This is a genomic window from Thalassotalea castellviae (genome assembly GCF_031846185.1).
Lineage (GTDB): Bacteria > Pseudomonadota > Gammaproteobacteria > Enterobacterales > Alteromonadaceae > Thalassotalea_H > Thalassotalea_H castellviae.
The window spans coordinates 1-16724 of the sequence record NZ_JAVRIF010000002.1 but is presented as its reverse complement, the minus strand read 5'-3'; the positions used below and the strand labels follow the sequence as shown (position 1 = coordinate 16724).

Here is a 16724-nt window from a genome sequence, read left to right as displayed (position 1 = left end):
GTACTCACTTGGTAAACCAAGCTCCGTGCTTCCGCCTTGTACTGAAACTAACTAGCTTAAAGCTTTACAACCTTAGTTCATTAAGGTTGATAAATAATAAAGCGTCGATCGTTATCGGCGCTTTATTCTGTTTTATTATTCTTGCTAACGTATTAATTTTATTAGTTATTTTTTATCCAATAAGTAATTAACCAAATTGATATCAATAGATGTGAAGTAAAGAGAATTATGTCAAAACGCGATTATTATGAAACGCTTGGCCTTACAAAAGATGCTGGCGAAAGAGAAATAAAAAAAGCTTATAAACGTTTAGCGATGAAATATCATCCCGATCGTACTCAAGGTGATAAATCGAAAGAAGAGACGTTTAAAGAAATTAAAGAAGCTTATGAAATTCTAAGTGATGATCAAAAGCGTGCGGCATATGATCAATATGGTCATGCTGCTTTTGAACAAGGTGGTCACGGTGGTGGCGGCTTTGGCGGTGGTCAAGACTTTGGTGATGCTTTCGGTGATATCTTTGGTGATATTTTTGGTGGCGGTCGACGTGGCGGTGGTCAATCTCGTCAACGTCGTGGTAGTGATTTACGTTACAACCTTGAAATGAGCTTAGAAGATGCCGTAAAAGGTAAATCTGTAGAAATTAAAGTACCGACTTATGTAGCTTGTGAGCCATGTGATGGCTCTGGAGCGAAAAAAGGCACAAGTGCTAAAACTTGTTCGACTTGTCATGGCCACGGCCAAGTACAAATGCGCCAAGGTTTATTTGCAGTGCAACAAACGTGTCCAACTTGTTCAGGTAAAGGTAAAGTCATTAGCGACCCTTGTACTTCTTGTCGTGGTCAAGGTCGAGTAGAAAAAACTAAAACCCTTAATGCGAAAGTACCTGCAGGTGTTGATACAGGCGATCGTATTAGGCTATCAGGTGAAGGTGAAGCAGGTGAGCATGGTGCGCCAGCTGGTGATTTGTATGTGCAAGTACATGTTAAAGATCATCCGATATTTGTTCGTGAAGAAAATAACTTATACTGCGAAGTGCCAATTAGTTTTACGACTGCAGCTTTAGGTGGTGAAATTGAAGTGCCAACCCTTGGCGGTAAAGTTAAACTGAAAATACCTAAAGAAACACAAACAGGTAAAATGTTCCGCTTAAGAGGTAAAGGTGTTAAATCAGTAAGAAGTCATGCGACGGGCGATTTAATGTGTAAAGCGGTAATTGAAACTCCCGTGAATCTCTCCGGTGATCAAGCTGACTTATTGCGTCAACTTGAAGAAAAAATGGGTAAAAATCAAACCAAGCATAACCCAAAAGAAACTGGATTTTTCGACAGCGTAAAAAACTTTTTTGATGATTTAAAAAGTTAAGTCTTTCAGAAATAGTCAAAAAATTAAAGCCATAGAAAATAAATTTTCTATGGCTTTTTTTAGCGTATTAAATTGTTCTATACTCAATCTTGAATCGTTGAATGTTTCCAATATTGCCTATTTTTGCTAAGGGAATATTTGGATAATTTAATATAAATTAGTAATCCTACAGAAGTATTTTTCATGGCCAAAATATTATTTATTGTCGTAAGTTTCATGTGTTCTTTTACTTTGTCTGCAGAGGAAGCTGCGGAATTACCGCCGTTAGATCCAGGCTATGTAGGAGTTCATGGTATGGTATTATTTACGAAATCATCGAGTATTTATGCTTCTCATCTTCCCTTGTATCATAAGCCTCATAACGTACAACTAATTTATAAACTTGAAAATAAAGATTTAGCACTTTTACAAAGTGTCAGGGATGGGGATTTAGTCACTATTAAACCTAAACCATTTAACTTACAACGACTTATGCGTGGTGAAAAAATGGTGATTAATGCCGATGTATATTCAGGGCATTTTGAGCGAGACGGCATGCTTGTCTATGAAAGTATCCCACTTACCTTTGCTAAATTGATGTATGTCAGAGACATGGTGGACTTAACCGATTCTTCGAATAAACAAGAGTATGATGTTGTAAACATAAATAAAAATAACAAATTATATATACATCGCATCCAGAAAGCCCCTAGCTATGATCATATTCTTCATATTGATGTAGAAGCGGGCTGCTTAGGGCGTTTTAATACCAGCTCTGCTGTTCCTAAAGAAAATGAATTGCTGTTTAAATTTATCAATTGTGGAACTATGACGCCTTTGTATTATGAGAACCAAGACTTTTCTGCTTTATAGATTTGTCACTTTTATCGTTAGAATTTTACTAAAAAAATGCCAAAAGTCTTTATTTAAGGGAATAAAATATTTTGCTTAGATTTATGCTGTTTTGTAGTTGTTTATTTACTTTATTGGCTAAAGCAGATGAGCAACTTTTATTTGTGGTAAATGATCCTGGCTCACTACCTTACTTGTATTTTGATCATGATCAAAATTCATACATAGGAGTGATCCCTGATATATTACATGGCATGCAATCGCTCAATTATCGGTTTGTTTCAAATAGTCGAAAAAGGAGTGAAGAACAAATATATGCTAACAAAGCTGACATGATGATGTTAAGTGTGGCTTGGCTGAAACAACCAGAAAAGGTGATATCAACGATTCCAATTCATCAGCACCGAAGTTTTTTATACAGTCCTCGTAAATTCCCCGAAAACTTTTCTCTTGCTGAGTCTAAAAAAATTAACACTGTATGTACGAGAAAAAGTTATTTTTATCCAAAGCTAAATTCTTATTTTGACAGTAAACGACTAATGAGAGTCGATGCATCAAATCATTTATCGATGTTAAAAATGCTGTTTAAAAAACGCTGTGATTATTTAGTGATGAACGAATTTAATGCCATCAATATTATGCAATTGCCCTTCTTTGAGGGCAAACAACTTTATCATGCCAAACAACCAATAAGCAGTGTACCACTCAATATTATTTTACGGCCTGAATTTACTCGTGAAAAACAATTATTAGATGAACATATTCGAGCGCTTCAAGAAAGTGGTGAGATGGATAAACTATTAGCCAAGTACACTTATACTCACCGAGCAAAAAAAGAATAAGATTTTGTTGTTATTGAGAATAACTATTCCTCTTCAAAATTAGGTAAAACGCCACTTCGGCTATGCTCAAAAATTAAAGAGGTCTCAACAGTTGTCACTTCATCTCTTGAGGTTACGGCATTAAAGACAAATTGACGTAAGTGTTCACTATCTCTAACGGACATATGAATAAAGTAATCATAACTCCCCCCCATATGATATAAACTCACTATTTCTGGTAGTTTCAATAAGTCGTCTCGTAATTTATTGACGATTTCCTCTGAGTAAGGTTGCAGCCGTATCGCGGCAATCGCTTCTATATTCCCGCCAATACTTTTAAAGTTAATATCAACAAAAGCACCTTTAATAATGCCATTTGTTTTCATTCGCTTCACACGCTCTAAACAGGTAGATGGCGCAATGCCTATTTGCGACGCTAATTCTTTATTGGTGATATCTGCGTTTTTATAAAGAATGGTGAGTATTCGTAAATCGATTTCGTCTAATTTTTTCATTTGTTATTGTTTACTCATTCATTTACATCTGATTATTAATTGCATACTACACTTATTATTGTTTGAAAAACCAGTGAAAACGGATAATAAAAGAAATTATTATCGATAAAGTCAGTTTATTCCGAATTAAAGACGCGCCATTGTTTTTTCTTATTGAGTTGGACTAAGCTATTTAGTAAAAAATGGATGATCATCACGCGTATTTGTGACATATTATGTCGCAAATAAAAGCAGTGGAAAATTGAGGTTTTATGCCAATTAAGTCAATTCAAGATTTTTTAAAGTTAGAAGCATCAAGTGGGATTATTCTCATGGTTACGGCAATTTTTGCCATGATTGTTGCTAATTCTCCTTGGTCAGTTTATTACGACATGCTGCTAAATATTCCTGTAGTAATTGCCGTTGGATCCTTTGAAATAGCTAAGCCTTTATTATTGTGGATTAATGATGGACTGATGGCGTTATTTTTCTTCTTAGTAGGTTTAGAGCTGAAAAGAGAATTTCTAGAAGGTGACTTATCAGAGCCAGGACAAATTACCTTACCAGCAATAGGTGCTATCGGTGGTATGTTAGTGCCGGCGCTTTGTTACGCCATGCTTAATTATGATAATCCAGTTGCGTTAAATGGTTGGGCAATACCTACGGCAACTGATATTGCTTTTGCATTAGGAATTTTAGCGATTATTGGTTCGAAAGTGCCTTTACAGCTGAAAGTATTTTTAACTTCACTGGCGATTTTTGATGATTTAGGCGCAATAATTGTTATCGCATTTTTTTACACGGAACAATTGTCGTTGCTATCGTTGAGTATTTCGGCAGTAATGTTAACACTTTTATTTATGTTAAATCGTAAAGGGGTTACCGATACCGCCCCTTATATTTTTATCGGCATTATTTTATGGGTTGCCGTGTTAAAATCAGGTGTTCATGCCACATTAGCTGGAGTTATATTAGCGTTATTTATTCCCATTAAAGGCAAAGAAGGCGAGCCTTCACCGTTAAAGTCTCTTGAACATAATTTACACGCGTTAGTTGCGTTTATTATTTTGCCAATTTTTGCTTTTGCTAATGCAGGGATCAATTTCAGCGGTGTCGGTCTAGAACAAATTATATCCCCTGTACCGCTTGGGATCATTTTAGGTTTAGTCGTTGGCAAACAAATTGGTGTCTTTGGTTTTTGCTTTATAGCAATTAAACTCGGTATGGCAAAGTTGCCTGATAATGTAAATTGGACCTTGTTATATGGCGTTGCTATGTTATGTGGCGTTGGCTTTACCATGAGTTTATTTGTTGGTTCACTTGCTTTCGAGCAAGACGCGACAAGTCCGCTTTTTCAAGATAGATTAGGCATAGTTGTCGGCTCCCTTATCTCTGGGATCAGCGGCTACCTATTAATTAATAGCGCGGTAAAACACTTACCGAATTCTCCTGAAAAAAAATAAATCTTTAGTGATAAAATTGGCGATGTTTTTTGTCGCCAATTTTCGTTAAAATACCGACAATTTTCTTCGATTCATTTGCCGTATGAAACACGACTATCAGGACTTGATAAAGTTATTCGAGCAATGCTTTTATCAAACGTATAATACTCGATTAGTAAAAGGTGGTGGTGAACCGCTTTATTTACCTTCGAGTGAACAATGTAGTTATCACCAAATTATTTTTGCTCATGGCTTTTTTGCGAGCGCACTTCATGAAATTTCTCATTGGTGTTTAGCGGGTGAGGCTCGTCGTCTGTTAGAAGATTTTGGTTATTGGTATTTACCTGATGGACGAAATGCCGAGCAACAAAAACGGTTTGAGCAAGTTGAAATTAAGCCACAAGCAATAGAATGGGCTTTTTGTGTCGCTTCAAGAAAAGCATTTTCTGTTTCTGCGGATAATTTAAATGGTGCACAGGCGGATACTGTTCAATTTAAACATGCAGTATACCAACAAGTTAAAGTGTATATTCAACAAGGCTTTCCATCACGCGCGCAACAATTTATCGAGGCATTGGCGACTTTCTATCAGGTTACTTTACCACTTAGCATAGAACAATTTATTTATGAAAAAGAGTCATATGAGTCTATTTAAACTAGGTTTAATTATTAATCCTATTGCCGGTATTGGCGGTAGCGTTGCCTTAAAAGGGAGTGACGGGGAAGGGATTGCTGATAAAGCAAAATTATTAGGCGCTCAAGCTAAAGCCAATGACAGAGCTAAGTTAGCGTTAGAAATTTTACTCCCGTATCAAGAGAATATTGAAATTTATACTGCGAATGCATTGATGGGGGAAGACATCGCTCGTACTTTGGGCTTTAAAGTCAAAGTGGTTTATCAAGCCCCGTCACTTGATACAACTTCGCAAGATACTGAAGATACCGTAACAGCTTTATTAGCGGAAGATATAGATTTATTGTTATTTGCCGGCGGTGATGGCACTGCACGAAACGTCTGTCATATGGTTGGTGATACTTTTCCTGTATTAGGGGTGCCTGCAGGCTGTAAAATACATTCAGGTGTTTATGCTGTTACACCGAAAGCAGCAGGGCGAGTAGTTGAAATGATGGTGACAAACCAGTTGGTTACATTAACAGAAGCGGATGTGATGGATATTGACGAATCATTATTTCGTCAAGGTATTGTAAAAGCCAAACGATTTGGTGAAATGAAAGTGCCATGTGAGTTACGTTATATTCAAGCGGTTAAATCGGGTGGGAAAGAGTCTGATGAATTGGTGTTACAAGACATTGCTGCTGATGTTATTAATCAAATGGATGAACAGTTATTTATAATTGGCTCAGGATCAACAACCGCTTATTTAATGGCAGAGTTAGCATTAGAAAATACCCTTTTAGGGGTTGATTTGGTTCAACAACAAAGGTTATTGGCAAATGATGTTACTGAACCTCAATTATGGCAATACCTTCAAGATAACTCAGCGACAAACGTTAAGTTGGTGATCACCTTAATTGGTGGTCAAGGTCATATATTTGGTCGTGGTAATCAGCAATTGAGCCCTCGCGTAATAAAAGCGATTGGTAAAGAAAATATTATCATTATTGCCACAAAAACCAAACTTAGCGCTCTGCAATCAAGACCGCTGATTGCTGATACCGGAGATAGTGATGTGGATAATTTACTCGCTGGTTTTATGACAGTAACGACAGGGTATCATGATCAAGTGTTATATCCTGTTGCTAGCCCACAATAAAAGTCAACCTAATAAAATAATCATACAAAGGATACATGCGTGAAAGCGATGAATTTACAAGCGTTATATCAATATTTTGATGAATTGGTAGCAGAAGAAGCTGACAGTGATACTTTATTTGCCAGTAGTTATATTCGAGGTTTTATCGCCTTAGTCGCCGCTCAATTTGGCGATGAAAACCAAGTCATTAGTGTTGAACTTTGTGATCGTGTCAGCGAGGAGCTCAGCAAAGCTAAAACTGAGTTGACTCCCCAAGACAATGCCATTGTGAATAATTACTGGTTAAGTTTACAAAAAACTTTACTCGTTTAAGAGTTTCTTATTACCTGAAATAATCTGACAAATTATTTACTCAGACTTGATACCGCTTCAGTTAGTATCGTGAGTAGCTCTTGTGACGAGAATGTATTCTTTGCTACATCAAAGTTATCGTAAAAACTAGGTATCGAAAGAGAGGCTTTTACATCGCCATTAAAATATGGCGCTGATGTTACAGCTGCATTTAATACGGTTGCAGCACCTCCAGGGCCCGGTGATGTCGCTAATAGAACCATAGGTTTATTTTGAAAAAGTTTTTGATTTATTCTCGACGTCCAATCAAATAAATTTTTGTAAGCAGCAGTATATGAACCATTATGCTCGGCAAATGAAATGATCAGTGCATCTGCTTGCGTTATTTTTTGATAGAAAGCTTTTGCTTCCTTCGGTTGCCCTAATATAGCTTCTTTATCTTCGCTAAATAAAGGCATTTCATAGTCATTAATATCTAACACTTCAACATCTGCACTTTTTACCAAAGAAGCTGCATAGGTAGCTAAGGTTTTATTGATAGACTTACTACTGCTACTCGCGGCAAAGGTTAATATTTTCATAATAGTTAACTCCTTAAGTTATTCAGGTTGTTTTGTAAACTAGCGCTAGTATATATTAAGTGTTATATGTAATTAATATCACTTTTAAGGATAAACTGTTTCCAAATGGCTTCTAATACAAATTTATTTGATGGTATCGTAATTTTTACCCAGGTGGTTAATTGTCGTGGCTTTAGTGCTGCCGCAGAAAAAACGGGGCATTCAAGTTCATATATCAGTAAAGAAATCAATAAATTAGAAGCTCGATTAGGAGTGCGGTTATTGAACAGGACTACGCGATCTATTAGTTTGACCTCTGAAGGGGAAGTGTATTATCAACAATGTCAGCAAATGGTAAACGATGCCGAACAAGCTTTAGGCGAATTAGATCAAAGCCAAGAAACCATTAAAGGTGTTTTAAAAATCAGCTGTCCTGTTAGTTTTGGCCTTAATTATCTTCAGCCAGTATTATCGAAATTTCTTCAGCACTATCCGTTAATGAGCTTAGACATTGATTTTAATGATAGACAAGTTGATGTGGTATTAGATGGATTCGATTTAGTGATCAGGGCGACTCAACAGCTCGAAGAATCAAGCCTGATTTGTCGAAAAATATTTCAATCAAAAGGAGTAACGGTTGCTTCAGCTGAATACCTTAAAAAATATGGTCGACCTACAAATCCTAGCCAATTATCTGAACATAACTGCTTGTGTTATAGTAATTTACGCTTGCCACATAAATGGGTTTACCGCACATTGAATGACAAAATGATTGTGGTTGATGTGAAGTCTAAACTGCTTTGTAATAGCGCACAACTTGAATTAAAAATGGCGTTAGATGGTCATGGAATAGTACGTTTGCCAGAATTTGCATTAGAAGATACTTTGAAAAATAATCAGTTAGAAGTGCTCTTTAGTGATTATCAAGAGCCTGCCATTGATGTTTTTGTGGTTTACCCAAGTCGCAAATATTTGTCGCCTAAAATTAGGTGTTTTATTGATTTTATTGTCAATGAGCTGCCAAATGAATCCCTTTGAAATTAACTGTTTTGGACTGTCATATAGACAAAATTCAATTTTGCTTAGCTATATTTTCGTTTAATAATATCTCGGATCACAAAACGATTCGGTGAGAGGTTAAAGAGCATGTCACTATCAATTGGATAAGGTGCGCCCGTCAAATCAGCGGTTAAAATTTGTGCTAATAAAGGGGCAGTACAAAGCCCTCGAGCACCCAAACCAGTTAACAGATACAAATTTTTAATCTGGGGTGCTGGTTGATAAAATCGCCAATTTTTATCTTTCGCTAAATGCTGATAATTTGCGATATGTTCCTTTATATTTGGCATGGCGCCAACCATTGGCAAATGATCAGGCGTCATACAGCGTAAACGTGCTTTTCGGGTTACTATGTCTGATAACTGCCATGATGATATATTAGCGCTTAATTCGGGTAAGCACTTTTCTAACATGGTTAAGTTATACAGGTCATCCTCGTCTCGAGGTACAGTATCAAAACTGTTTTTATCAAAAGTGGCGCCAATACAATGTATTCCTTTATGTTCAGGCGTTAAATAACCTTTATGACAAATCACCGTATTCAATTTGCCAAGATGTTTATTGGTTTTCATTGAGGTAATTTGGCCTCTTACTGAACTTAAAGGCAAGTCATCGATTGTGTTTATTTTTATGCCGTCAGCACCACCACAAAACACTAGAACAGAAGCATTAAACTCGCCTTTATTGGTTTTTAATCGCCAACTGTCGTCATCTTGTTGTGAAATACTCGAAACTTGCGTCGAGGTTTCAATGCGTAAACGATTCGTGTGAGCCGCCGCTTTGAGTAATTGTTCGACTAATTCTTGTGGGGCTATCCAACCTGATTGAGGAAAAAACAACCCGCCATGCTCTAAAGGAATTTGTGCTTGTTGGCTCGCTTGTAATTTATCCATACTGGTGACTAATTCACTTGGCCAAGCTTGAATTTTGTCAAATGCTTGTTGACGCTTTTCAAGAGACGTTTTATATGAAATTTCGAGTAAACCACACCAATTATGGCTGAAATGATACTCTTGAGCGTCAAGTTCATTATAAAAATTTAATGCAACCGAAAAGGCTTTTTGATAGAACAGGCTAATGTCGTCTTGTTGCTGATGAATAAGTGGAAACAAAGCTCCGATAGCATTGCTAGACGCTCCTTGCGCGACTTTTATATCTTTACAATAAAGGGTTACTTTGATGCCGTTTTTCGTTAATAAATAAGCCGCACATGCAGATGCTATCCCTCCGCCAATAATGCTGACATGTTGTGGTTTAGTGATCTGAGGTCTTAATTGGTAACCTTTACCTTGAAGTTTATTTTGCTGATATTTCCCGGTTAAAATTTCATTTTTATTGCCCAAGTATTGTTTTTTTTCTAACCGAAAACCAACTTGCTCTAACCCTCGTCGAATAAAACCAGCAATAGTAAAGGTACTGACGGTTGCTTGTGGTTTTGATAATCGAGCCATTTCGGCAAATAGTGCGTCTTGCCACATTTCTGGGTTTCGAGCGGGTGAAAAACCGTCGAGATACCATGCATCGACGAGTCCTTGTTGTTTTCTAGGTAGTTTTATCGCGTTAAGCGCAGCTGTGGAATCATCAAAGAAAATGGTTAACTTTATTTTATTATCAAAAAACAAACATTCTGCTTTTTGCCTAGGTTGTAGCTCACCTTGAAGTTCAGATAGATACACGGGCGAATCAGGATAACAGGCAATCAGCTCGTCTTTTTCATCAGTTAAAGCGTTTAGGCTGGCTAGTGATTTTACTAATTGTTTTTTCGTGAGTGGATATTTTTCAGTGCTAATAAAATGCAACACAGGCAATTGGTGACTTTGCGCGAGCTTTTTATATAATCTTAACGTTAGTAAAAAGTTTAACCCTGTGCCAAAACCAGTTTCAGCAATGGTAAATTCTTTTGCTCCTCTGATTAAATTTTCAGCAATATTATTGCCTTTTATGAACACGTGTTCACTCTGCTGATATCCTGATTCGGTATCAAAATATATGTCGTTAAATTTTTCAGAATAAGGAGAGCCGTCGTCTCGAAACGTTATTTTATTGATAGAGGTCACTTTATGATCAATTTTTATAAATAGCACTATACACAAGGACTATTTTACCTATAATTCATCAACATTGTCATGGTTTGAATAAATGAGAGTACACGTGTACACTCAGCAGACCAGTTTCCGGGTAAATTTCTGTATGATATGCCCGATTTTTATAAATTTTAAATGGTTAATTAAATGAAACGAGTAGTCATCACCGGATTAGGAATTGTATCAAGTATCGGTAATAACGCTGAAGAAGTTTTAGCGTCTTTGAAAGCAGGCCGTTCAGGTATAACTAAAGCGGACAGCTTTGAAGAACAAGGCTTACGTAGCCAAGTATGGGGTAAACCTTCACTTGAACCAAAAAATCATATTGATCGTAAAGCCTTCCGTTTTATGGGAGATGCTGCTGGTTATGCTTATGTTGCAATGGAGCAAGCGATCGCTGATGCTAAATTGACAGAAGAACAAGTTTCTGATTTCCGTACCGGTATTGTTGCTGGCTCAGGTGGCGCGTCATCAGAAAATGTTGTTGCAACAACTGACACTTTACGAAATCGTGGTATTCGTCGTGTTGGCCCTTATGCCGTACCTAAAACAATGGGTAGTACAGTATCTGCTTGTTTAGCAACCCCATTTAAAATTAAAGGTGTGAATTATTCAATTAGTTCAGCTTGTGCAACAAGTGCCCATTGTATTGGCAATGCTGTTGAGCTGATTCAATTAGGCAAACAAGATGTCGTTTTTGCTGGTGGTGGTGAAGAAGTACATTGGTCATTAGCAATGATGTTTGATGGCATGGGCGCATTATCAGCGGGTCGTAACGATACACCAGAGTTAGCTTCTCGAACTTATGATGCTGACCGTGATGGTTTTGTTATTTCAGGCGGCGGCGGTATGGTTGTTGTTGAAGAATTAGAACATGCATTAGCACGTGGCGCACATATTTATGCTGAAATCGTCGGTTATGGTGCAACTTCTGACGGTTACGATATGGTTGCGCCAAGTGGCGAAGGCGCAGTGCGCTGTATGCAACAAGCGATGGAAGGTGTTGAAGGTAAAGTGGATTATTTAAATACTCACGGTACTTCTACGCCAGTAGGTGATGTTAAAGAATTAGGTGCTATTCAAGAATTGTTTGGTGATGATTCTCCGGCAATCAGTGCGACTAAAGCCATGACAGGTCATGCTTTAGGTGCTGCGGGTGTTCATGAAGCGATTTACTCTTTATTAATGATGGAAAATAACTTTATAGCACCTTCTATTAATATCGATACGCTTGATGAAAAAGCACAAGGCCTAGATATTGTCACTGAAGCTCGTGAAGCTGAACTTGATTTAGTAATGTCAAATAGTTTCGGTTTTGGTGGGACTAACGCCACATTAGTAATGAAAAAATATAAATAACGATTAATTCTTTGCTATTTTTCATTGTAACTGCATCAGAAATACTCATTGATAGTCATCAATTCCGTGTTTCTTCTTTGTTACAGACTTAAATAACTGCGAATTCATTCGTTATTACATTAAGCCACTTTACAGTGGCTTTTTTATGTACAGGATGTACGGTATATCGCGGGTTCATGGATGAACAGGAGCGTGTATGTACAGGATGTACGGTATATCGCGGGTTCATGGATGAACAGGAGCGTGTATGTACAGGATGTACGTCATGGATGAACAGGAGCGTGCATGTACAGGATGTACGGTATATCGCGGGTTCATGGATGAACAGGAGCGTGCATGTACAGGATGTACGGTATATCGCGGGTTCATGGATGAACAGGAGCGTGCATGTACAGGATGTACGGTATATCGCGGGTTCATGGATGAACAGGAGCGTTATGTACAGGATGTACGGTATATCGCAGATTCATGGATGAACAGGAGCGTGTATGTACAGGCTTCCTGCCTTTCAAAGCATTAGTGCATCTATGCACGTCGATGTGAAAAGATACAATGTTGAAACAAGTTAGTAGTGAAAACTAAAATAAGTGTTTACTTAAATGAATATTTTTTATGATGAAAATATGCCGTTTGCGGCAAAATTTTTTGCAGACTTTGGTGAGTTAACGCCATTTTCTGGTCGTGATTTAACTGCAGAGCAAGTTGCCAATGCTGATGTGCTGTTAGTGCGCTCTATTACTCAGGTTAATGAAACCTTGTTAAAGCAAAATCATGCCTTAACATTCGTAGGGACAGCGACCATTGGTTTTGATCATATTGATAAAAATTATTTAGATTCGAGAAATATCGCCTTTACTTCCGCCCCTGGATGTAATGCTGTGTCTGTTGCTGAATATGTCCTGTCTGCACTAGTTGTATTGGCTGAACGTTATCAATTCAAACTATTGGATATGACGGTAGGTATTGTTGGTGCAGGTAATACGGGCAGTCGATTGAGTGAAAAATTAACCGCATTAGGGATCCAGCATGTCTTATTTGATCCTTACCTTGAGCAAGATGCTTCTGATAAGCGAAATTTTGTTACTTTAGAGGAAGCGTTAAGCTGTGATGTTATTTCATTACATGTACCTAAAACTACCCAAGGCGAACATCCAACTTATCATCTTCTAGATGAACAACGTTTAGCCGCATTAACTGCCGAACAAATTTTGATAAATGCCTGTCGCGGTGAAGTGATAGATAATCAGGCGTTATTGCGATTAAAGCAATCAGGACATCCACTGAAACTTGTTTTAGATGTTTGGGAAAATGAGCCTAATATTTTGCAAGAGTTAATTCCGTTTTGTGAAATCACCACTGCTCATATTGCTGGTTATAGCTTAGAAGGAAAAGCTCGTGGTACGGAAATGCTTTATCGTGCATTATGTCAACATTTGGAGGTTCGTGAAGAAAAATCATTAGAAAATTTCTTACCTGAATCAGGTATCAATCAAATTGAAATAAACCAACAATTTGATGAAATTTTACTAAACCAACTGGTGAAAATAGTTTACGATGTGCGTCGTGACGATGGCCTTTTCCGTCAACAAATAGGCTATCAACATGTAAATTGTCATTCATTTGATTATATTCGTAAAACTTACCCAGCTCGCAGGGAATTTTCGGCCATTCAAATAGCGATGACAAAACAAATAGAGAGTGATGTTTTATATCAACTCGGTTTTCGAAAAGGCAGTAAGCAGTAAATAGTAGCGTAAAAGAGAGAAGGGCATGACACAGAAATTTGATGTTTGCATATTAGGTGCAACAGGTTTAGTTGGTAAAACAATTATGGAAATTCTTGAAGAAAGAGACTTTCCTATTAATAAATTATATCCATTAGCAAGTGCTCGTTCTGCGGGTGAAATAATTGAGTTCAATGGCGAAAATATTGAAGTGATCGATGCTGACACCTTTGACTTTAGTCTTGCTCAAATCGGTTTTTTCTCAGCCGGTGGTAGTACTTCTGCAAAGTTTGCCCCTATTGCGGGTGAAGCAGGCTGTGTGGTGATTGATAATACTTCAGAATTTCGTTACGAAGATGATATTCCATTAGTTGTTCCAGAAGTAAACCCTAGTGCTTTAGCGGATTATCGTAACCGTAATATTATAGCCAACCCAAATTGTTCAACCATCCAAATGATGGTAGCGCTTAAACCAATTCAAGACGCTGTTGGTATTGACCGAATTAATGTTTGTACATATCAGTCAGTGTCGGGTGGCGGTAAATCTGCAATGGATGAGTTAGCTAAACAAACTGCTGATTTATTAAGTGGTAAGCCGGTAGAAACGAAAAACTTTTCTCGTCAAATTGCCTTTAATGTGATCCCGCAAATTGATGTGTTTTTAGATAATGGCTACACCAAAGAAGAAATGAAAATGGTGTGGGAAACCAATAAAATATTAGGTGATAACAGCATTCGTGTGAATCCAACAGCAGTTCGTGTACCGGTATTTTTTGGCCATGCTGAAGCGCTTCATATTGAAACTAAGTCTCCAATTTCGGCTGAAGAAGCGAAAGAATTATTAAAACAGGCGCCTGGTGTTGTTGTTTGTGAAAATGACGAAGACTTCCCAACTCAAATTAGTGATGCGAGCGGTAAAGACGACACTTATGTTGGTCGTATCCGAGAAGATATTAGCCATAACAATGGCTTAAATATGTGGATTGTTGCCGATAATGTTCGTAAAGGTGCTGCAACAAATAGCGTACAAATCGCAGAATTATTAATAAAAGAGCATCTATAATAAAATCTATTTTGCTGAAATCACTTAGCTATTGCTAAGTTCAAGATTTATTAAAGAAAAATAAAAACTCGTCGTTATAGTTAACGACGAGTTTTTTTGTTATAAAAAGGGTTCAATAAATAAAACCTATTGATATAAAAAATACGCTGTTTTGACATTGGAATAATTTTTGCTTTGTTTTTTCAGTACTTGGACGAGTCAAACAATTGGCTAACTATAAAAATAATTAGGAAATCTTAATGCAACGACTGTTACGCCTGTGCCTGTGGCAGGTTATATTTATCAGCATTAGTACAACCAGCCTTAATTCATTCGCGTTAGAAGAAGGCGGTATTCGTATTCGCGGTCCTAAAAGTATGGACGCTTTTCCTTTTGAACGATATGGACCGATTCGTTCAAGCGATACTTTATGGAATATAGCTTTACAAGTGCGCCCTGATCCTAGCCTAACTATTTATCAAGTGATGCAAGCGCTGTATCAAAAAAATCCTGCGGCCTTTAAAGATAACAATTTAAATCATTTAGTTGATGGTCAATATCTTGCCATACCATCAAAATCTGAAATTGCACAAATTAACCCTTATACTGCGCGACAAAAATCTGATCAAGACGATCAAACGTGGCAATCAAAAGTGGTTGAAAAAGTAAAAACGACTAAACCACCTGAGCAGAGTGTCCAGAAAAAAGATTTAGAATTAGCAAAAAGTGAAATTAACGATAAATTACAAACCTATGATAACTCTCAAAAAGAACGTTTAGAAAATATTCAAAATGACGTTTCTGATTCAATCGATGGTTTACAAGCATTACTCAAAGAAAATCAAGTGGTTGATAAACAACTGTCAAACTTTAATGAACAGTTAGAAGTTATTCAACAAGAGTCCGCTAAAGAAGTTGATGAATTAAAAGAACAACTGTCTGCAATGCAAGCTTTGCTTTTAAAACAAGAAGAAAGAGCCGCGGCGCGAGAGCAAGAATTATTATTAGAAAAACAACAAGCCGAATTAGAAAAAAATAACTTTATGACGAGTGCATGGTTTCTTGTCTTAATGGGGAGTATCCCTGCGGCCATTATTATCGGCACTGTCGTATTTTTCTTACGTCGAAAGAAAAAAACAGAGCATGAAGGCAACGACACAGAAAAAGCGGTTGAAGCAAAGAGTAAAGCAAAAGAAGAAACCAAATCTGAACCCACTCAAGAAGCTGAGGATTCTTTATCATTAGACGATGAATTATCTTTAGATAATGAGCTGTCGTTAGATGACGAATTATCATTAGATGATGAGTTATCTATTGATTTATCGGAAGATAGTGGTGATGACTTATTAAGTGCTGATTTAGATTCACTCAATGATGATCTTCTTGATGATGATGAAGTTATTCATTTAGATGATAGTTTGAGTGATCTTGATGACCTTGATGATCTCGATGATTTAGAAGAAATATCGTTAGATATTGATGAACCAGCTGAAGAGCTTGAAGGCGGAGAATTAGATCAAGGCGATTTAGATTCACTTCTATCAAATATAGATGATGATCTTACAGATGAAAAAGAGGAAGAAGCTGAACCTCTTGAAGGCGGTATGTTAGATCAAGGCTCGTTAGATGATTTATTGCTTGATGTTAGTGATGAAGATGAAAGTCAAGATACTGATGATGTGCTAAATGTTGATAGTATTATTGATGAAATTGAGACTGATGAGCCTGAATCGACGAAGGCCTCAGAGTCTGCCGATGAATTACCCGACAATGCCGAATTAACCGATCCAGATGATATTGACGCGCTGATGGATTCAATGGCAAGTGCGCCTGAGCCAGAAACAGCCAGCGAAGCAACTGAAAGTGCGGTGGATGAC

General features: G+C 37.3%; 15 protein-coding genes. 12 read left to right on the top strand and 3 right to left on the bottom strand.

The genetic code is table 11. The features are described 5' to 3' along the window. Nucleotides 1-228 precede the first annotated feature (228 nt). The 3 genes from dnaJ to RM573_RS03790 all read left to right on the top strand — a co-directional run bounded on the left by dnaJ (nt 229) and on the right by RM573_RS03790 (nt 3038). Nucleotides 229-1365 carry a molecular chaperone DnaJ gene (gene dnaJ, locus RM573_RS03800; protein ID WP_311577521.1) on the top strand — a complete coding sequence of 379 codons (1137 nt, stop codon included), beginning with the start codon at nt 229-231 and terminating at the stop codon, nt 1363-1365. 183 nt (nt 1366-1548) lie between these two features. Beyond that, nucleotides 1549-2217 carry a hypothetical protein gene (locus tag RM573_RS03795; protein WP_311577518.1) on the top strand — a complete coding sequence of 223 codons (669 nt, stop codon included), beginning with the start codon at nt 1549-1551 and terminating at the stop codon, nt 2215-2217. 71 nt (nt 2218-2288) lie between these two features. Continuing rightward, entirely contained in the window at nt 2289-3038 is a 750-nt protein-coding gene (locus RM573_RS03790) for a substrate-binding periplasmic protein (RefSeq protein ID WP_311577515.1), read from the top strand. A gap of 23 nt (nt 3039-3061) precedes the next feature. Here RM573_RS03790 and RM573_RS03785 read toward each other — a convergent pair whose 3' ends face one another. Further along, nucleotides 3062-3532, bottom strand: coding sequence for an Lrp/AsnC family transcriptional regulator (locus RM573_RS03785; RefSeq protein ID WP_311577511.1), 471 nt, complete (start codon nt 3530-3532; stop codon nt 3062-3064). Nucleotides 3533-3783: 251 nt separating this feature from the next. Between RM573_RS03785 and nhaA the strand changes: the two genes are divergently transcribed. From nhaA to RM573_RS03765, 4 genes are all read left to right on the top strand, one after another. Next, nucleotides 3784-4974: a Na+/H+ antiporter NhaA gene (nhaA, locus tag RM573_RS03780; protein WP_311577508.1), complete on the top strand. Its 1191-nt coding sequence runs from the start codon at nt 3784-3786 to the stop codon at nt 4972-4974. A gap of 82 nt (nt 4975-5056) precedes the next feature. Beyond that, entirely contained in the window at nt 5057-5608 is a 552-nt protein-coding gene (locus RM573_RS03775) for an elongation factor P hydroxylase (RefSeq protein WP_432280206.1), read from the top strand. Continuing rightward, the gene (locus tag RM573_RS03770; RefSeq protein ID WP_311577501.1) at nt 5595-6728 is read left to right on the top strand and encodes an ATP-NAD kinase family protein; all 1134 of its coding nucleotides are present in this window, start codon (nt 5595-5597) and stop codon (nt 6726-6728) included. Before RM573_RS03775 ends, RM573_RS03770 begins: the two co-directional genes overlap by 14 nt. A 48-nt stretch (nt 6729-6776) precedes the next feature. Beyond that, nucleotides 6777-7040, top strand: coding sequence for a YfcL family protein (locus RM573_RS03765; protein ID WP_311578884.1), 264 nt, complete (start codon nt 6777-6779; stop codon nt 7038-7040). 32 nt (nt 7041-7072) lie between these two features. On the opposite strand, the gene RM573_RS03760 is transcribed toward RM573_RS03765, so the two are convergent. Continuing rightward, nucleotides 7073-7600 (bottom strand): NADPH-dependent FMN reductase, encoded by a 528-nt coding sequence (locus RM573_RS03760; RefSeq protein WP_311577497.1) that lies wholly within the window; start codon nt 7598-7600, stop codon nt 7073-7075. Nucleotides 7601-7705: 105 nt separating this feature from the next. On the opposite strand from RM573_RS03760, the gene RM573_RS03755 reads away from it, so the two are divergent. Then, the gene (locus RM573_RS03755; RefSeq protein WP_311577493.1) at nt 7706-8617 is read left to right on the top strand and encodes a LysR family transcriptional regulator; all 912 of its coding nucleotides are present in this window, start codon (nt 7706-7708) and stop codon (nt 8615-8617) included. 44 nt (nt 8618-8661) lie between these two features. On the opposite strand, the gene mnmC is transcribed toward RM573_RS03755, so the two are convergent. Then, nucleotides 8662-10695, bottom strand: coding sequence for a bifunctional tRNA (5-methylaminomethyl-2-thiouridine)(34)-methyltransferase MnmC2/FAD-dependent 5-carboxymethylaminomethyl-2-thiouridine(34) oxidoreductase MnmC1 (mnmC, locus tag RM573_RS03750; RefSeq protein ID WP_311577490.1), 2034 nt, complete (start codon nt 10693-10695; stop codon nt 8662-8664). Nucleotides 10696-10869: 174 nt separating this feature from the next. On the opposite strand from mnmC, the gene fabB reads away from it, so the two are divergent. The 4 genes from fabB to RM573_RS03730 form a co-directional block, all read left to right on the top strand. Beyond that, nucleotides 10870-12081 (top strand): beta-ketoacyl-ACP synthase I, encoded by a 1212-nt coding sequence (gene fabB, locus RM573_RS03745; protein ID WP_311577488.1) that lies wholly within the window; start codon nt 10870-10872, stop codon nt 12079-12081. 599 nt (nt 12082-12680) lie between these two features. After that, nucleotides 12681-13826, top strand: a complete 1146-nt coding sequence (locus tag RM573_RS03740) for a 4-phosphoerythronate dehydrogenase (RefSeq protein ID WP_311577486.1) — start codon at nt 12681-12683, stop codon at nt 13824-13826. Between the two features lie 25 nt (nt 13827-13851). Continuing rightward, nucleotides 13852-14868, top strand: coding sequence for an aspartate-semialdehyde dehydrogenase (locus RM573_RS03735; protein ID WP_311577482.1), 1017 nt, complete (start codon nt 13852-13854; stop codon nt 14866-14868). A 239-nt stretch (nt 14869-15107) separates the two neighbouring features. After that, nucleotides 15108-16724 (top strand): FimV/HubP family polar landmark protein (locus RM573_RS03730; RefSeq protein WP_311577480.1); only part of this gene is annotated, 1617 nt, incomplete at its 3' end.

Coding starts and splice junctions, on each gene's coding strand:
- RM573_RS03735 (WP_311577482.1), top strand. CDS start 13,852: ATGACACAGAAATTTGATGTTTGCATATTAGGTGCAACAGGTTTAGTT.
- RM573_RS03740 (WP_311577486.1), top strand. CDS start 12,681: ATGAATATTTTTTATGATGAAAATATGCCGTTTGCGGCAAAATTTTTT.
- nhaA (WP_311577508.1), top strand. CDS start 3,784: ATGCCAATTAAGTCAATTCAAGATTTTTTAAAGTTAGAAGCATCAAGT.
- dnaJ (WP_311577521.1), top strand. CDS start 229: ATGTCAAAACGCGATTATTATGAAACGCTTGGCCTTACAAAAGATGCT.
- RM573_RS03795 (WP_311577518.1), top strand. CDS start 1,549: ATGGCCAAAATATTATTTATTGTCGTAAGTTTCATGTGTTCTTTTACT.
- RM573_RS03755 (WP_311577493.1), top strand. CDS start 7,706: ATGGCTTCTAATACAAATTTATTTGATGGTATCGTAATTTTTACCCAG.
- RM573_RS03760 (WP_311577497.1), bottom strand. CDS start 7,600: ATGAAAATATTAACCTTTGCCGCGAGTAGCAGTAGTAAGTCTATCAAT.
- RM573_RS03765 (WP_311578884.1), top strand. CDS start 6,777: ATGAATTTACAAGCGTTATATCAATATTTTGATGAATTGGTAGCAGAA.
- RM573_RS03785 (WP_311577511.1), bottom strand. CDS start 3,532: ATGAAAAAATTAGACGAAATCGATTTACGAATACTCACCATTCTTTAT.
- RM573_RS03775 (WP_432280206.1), top strand. CDS start 5,057: ATGAAACACGACTATCAGGACTTGATAAAGTTATTCGAGCAATGCTTT.
- fabB (WP_311577488.1), top strand. CDS start 10,870: ATGAAACGAGTAGTCATCACCGGATTAGGAATTGTATCAAGTATCGGT.
- RM573_RS03770 (WP_311577501.1), top strand. CDS start 5,595: ATGAGTCTATTTAAACTAGGTTTAATTATTAATCCTATTGCCGGTATT.